Raw genomic sequence first — 517 nt, forward strand, 5'->3', positions numbered from 1 at the left:
CAAGGTTGTGTTCAGCCAGCAGACGACGGATCGCCGGGCTCAGCGCGTCGTTGTTCTGCTCTTCCAGAGAGGCCTGCTGACGCTGCGCCGGAGTGGACGCTTTCGCATCGGCTTTCTCGCTGCTTTCTTTACCTGCGCTGTTGCCTTCGCGCAGGCGGCCAAGGATCTGGCGAGACAGGACGGTGGCGCCCTCGTCTTCCAGCACTGCATCCAGAATGCCGTCCGCTGATGCCGGTACTTCCAGTACCACTTTGTCAGTTTCGATTTCGACCAGAACTTCGTCACGGACGACCGCGTCGCCCGGTTTTTTGTGCCAGGTGGCGACGGTTGCGTCAGCTACGGACTCAGGCAGGTCGGGAACCAGAATATCTACGCTACTCATTGTGTATCCTTTAATTAATCGACGTTCAGCGCGTCATTGACCAGATCTTGTTGCTGTTTCTGGTGAACGGACATATACCCTACCGCCGGAGAGGCGGAGGCCGGGCGGCCTGCATAACGCAGAGAGGCCCCAAAC

At 58.6% G+C, this 517-nt stretch carries 2 protein-coding genes; both read right to left on the reverse strand.

The features are described 5' to 3' along the window. Nucleotides 1–382, reverse strand: a 382-nt coding sequence (locus HHU12_RS34870; protein ID WP_317170786.1) for a biotin/lipoyl-containing protein, incomplete at its 3' end; no start/stop codon positions are given. A gap of 14 nt (nt 383–396) precedes the next feature. Then, on the reverse strand, nt 397–504 hold the full coding sequence (locus HHU12_RS36090) for a hypothetical protein (protein WP_227649018.1): 108 nt from the start codon (nt 502–504) through the stop codon (nt 397–399). Between the last annotated feature and the right edge of the window lie 13 nt (nt 505–517).

It is taken from the genome of Flammeovirga aprica JL-4 (assembly GCF_012844305.1).
In the GTDB taxonomy this organism is placed as follows: domain Bacteria; phylum Bacteroidota; class Bacteroidia; order Cytophagales; family Flammeovirgaceae; genus Flammeovirga; species Flammeovirga aprica.